Source organism: Pseudomonas sp. MF08875 (assembly GCF_059862525.1).
In genome coordinates, this window is record NZ_JCBCUW010000101.1 from 1 (window position 1) to 2,907 (window position 2,907).

The 2,907-nt window shown below is 45.1% G+C and carries 2 protein-coding genes; one reads left to right on the forward strand and one right to left on the reverse strand.

Annotated features, from left to right (window positions below; all coding sequences use genetic code 11):
• Positions 1–263: 263 nt before the first annotated feature.
• Entirely contained in the window at positions 264–1,598 is a 1,335-nt protein-coding gene (locus AC19YT_RS27980; RefSeq protein WP_044272841.1) for a hypothetical protein, read from the reverse strand.
• 327 nt (positions 1,599–1,925) lie between these two features.
• On the opposite strand from AC19YT_RS27980, the gene AC19YT_RS27985 reads away from it, so the two are divergent.
• Positions 1,926–2,699, forward strand: a complete 774-nt coding sequence (locus tag AC19YT_RS27985; RefSeq protein ID WP_044272840.1) for an NYN domain-containing protein — start codon at positions 1,926–1,928, stop codon at positions 2,697–2,699.
• Positions 2,700–2,907: the final 208 nt, after the last annotated feature.

Consider the following 2,907-nt stretch of genomic DNA (forward strand, 5'->3'; position numbering starts at 1 on the left):
GAGTCAGCTGCCGGTAATGCGTAGTCATCTGCGCTTGAATCCTTCGGTGTGAGAGCCTGGATTCTACCGGTGGCTGGCTCTCTGCCTCTCGTTTCAAGCGTTGCGCTTATTCTATGAATTCAGGAATACAAAGAATTCGACTTCGATGACTTCTTCAAATTCTTTGGCATGGATGCTGAAAAAATAGAATCCGAGGAACAACAAGCTGCATAACCAAAGCCCCGAATAGGGGCTTTACACTTCCGGAATTTCATACCGCCATACTAAAACAGTTTATTAATCCCAGACTCCCGCTCTATATCAGGGCGCAAAGTCTCGAATACAAATCGCTCTGTTTTCTCCTTAACAACATTCAGGCTGCGCATAAACTCTTCTTCTGATATACCTTTTTCAGAAAGTGAAAGCTTTTCATATAAGAAATTGAAATTACCCTCTTTATTACCGGATCGTTGATTCGCCATAAGAAACATGATACTCACCATAGAGTCGTTGATAACTTCATCATTCATCAACATCGAAAGCTCCTGAACACGGTCCTTGTTCCCCTCAAGAAGAAATATAAACGGCGCGAGGAAAACCTGATTCAAACCAGATACTTGCAAAACCTCTTTATTAGCCAAAGTGTAGAAATAAAAATCGAGGTGCGTTAAAAAAGTGAACCAATACTCCATCTCGTTCATTCTATATTTTCGAGAATAGCCGTTTATTACAGACAAGAAGTCATCAATAAATTTGGAGGAAGGCTCACCCTTGATTGCGAAAGTGTTAACAAATGTGCAAAAGTCTTGGCTCTTTATTTTAGATTTTTCGTCGGCATAAGCGTTGCTTCTTGCAGACTCTTCCTTTCGCAATTTCTCTAACTCACGTGCATCAGCACGAGCCAGGTCATCCTTATAATAATTCAACTCGTCGTAAAAAAAGGAAGAGTAATACTTAAACGCCATGTAAAAAAAGTCTATTGTCTTCTTGCATTCATCTCCTTCAAGCCCGGAAAACTCTACAAGAGCTGTTGACAGCCTACTCAAGTTTTCATCAACCGCAATAAAGTCACGGATATTTTCCTTACTTGAAAAACTATCGCCCCCCATCAACTCAACTATTTTTTCCTTATTTACATTAGCCTTCACGAAGAAAAAGAAGCTCACAACCTCATCTTCCAACGAACAATTTCTGATAATTCCGCTGCCACTGGCATGATTACTAACATCAAGAAAACAAACATCATTTCTTTTCAGGCAGGAGTATATGGTCCTAAAAATGTCAAAAATAACATTTAAAGGAATTTTTCTAAAAGTCAGAACTAAGCATTTGTTTATTACAACATCAGAACCTACGAACTCAATGTTAGATATGCTAAACAGAGGAATATACCCGCTCTCACCCAAAACATTGTAAACTAAAAAATTCTTGGTAATAAGAATACCCTCACCCCATAGCCCCAGCATGCTATCATCGAGAAAACATAAACAATCATCTTCTGCCATCACCTTAAGATCAATACGATTCAAGAAATTATTTAGCTTTAATTTCTCAATCCTGCTACCAAGAAAAACTCGTTTTAATTTTGAATACTCGTTGAAATCAGTGATTCTTAACATACACCCTCAATTTTATCGAATTTAAAATCGTGGAAATTTTAATCTAATGAGAAATGAATTAATTGAGCGAAGGAAACCATAAAACACAGCATATGCGAAGTCTCGCCATGGCCCTGACCAACAGACAATCGGGGCTGGCAGGAACAGCCCGATCAGTGATGATCGACAAAGACATCTGGCGATCCCCACAGCGAATGTCGAAGCAAGCATCATCTCAGCGTCTTGACACAGCAGCAACCTACGGCTGGATACCAGCATGCAGCGTTGCTACCGATGCTGGCCTGATGACATAGTGACTGATCAAAAAGGACTGGTAAGGGATGAGCTGTGGAGTCGAAACGGATAGCGCTGCTGATTGACTGTGACAACGTAAGCCATGCCGCCATAGGCGGTGTGCTCGACGAGCTTGCGAAATACGGCATGGTGAACATCAGGCATGCCCACGGCAACTGGAGTTCTCCCCACCTCGCAGGTTGGGTCGAGAAGGTTCACCCCTACGCTATCCGCCCCATGCAGCAGTTCGCTTTCACGAAGGGCAAGAACGCCACTGACTCAGCGATGATCATTGACGCAATGGACTTGCTATACAGCAAGAACGTCGATGCTTTTGCGCTCATGACGAGCGACAGCGACTTCACGCCGCTCGTGCTTCGGCTTCTCGAAAGCGGGTTGCCAGTGTATGGCTTCGGCGAGAAGAAGACTCCAAAGCCGTTCGTGGATGCTTGCTCGCAGTTTATCTACACCGAGAACCTGATGACCGACGATCAGGAGAAGGCTGCTGAGGGTGAGCCACCCAAATCGACGAAGCGCACCCGTAACGAGCTGCGAAGCGACACATCTCTCGTGCGATTGCTGAGGACCGCTGCAGAGAAAACCGCCGATGATGCTGGGTGGTCGCATCTGAGCCAGGTTGGGGAGTTCATACGCAACAACAGCTCCTTCTCAGCAGTGAACTACGGGCACCGCACGCTGGGCGACCTCATTCGCACGTCAGAGCTTTTCGAGATCGATATGCGTCACGGCGGCACAGCCATGTTCATCAAAAACCCGCGCAAACCAGCCGCTGCAACGCACCATCAGCACGAGTCCAGCACATCGTAGAGCGTCGGCGTTTTTAGCGCGTTCTGAACGCTTTCAGATTTGGTTCCGAATCCGTTCAGAACGTTTTCTAAATTTATAGAAAGGGCGGTTGCAGGATCTGAGTGCAACACGGTTATTGAATTGAAGCGGGAGCATCATGCCGCATCACCACGGCTTCTTGCATCACTTCGCCCATCACCTCGATCGGGCATTTGAAGTCGAAGCGTTT

Coding starts and splice junctions, on each gene's coding strand:
- AC19YT_RS27980 (WP_044272841.1), bottom strand. CDS start 1,598: ATGTTAAGAATCACTGATTTCAACGAGTATTCAAAATTAAAACGAGTT.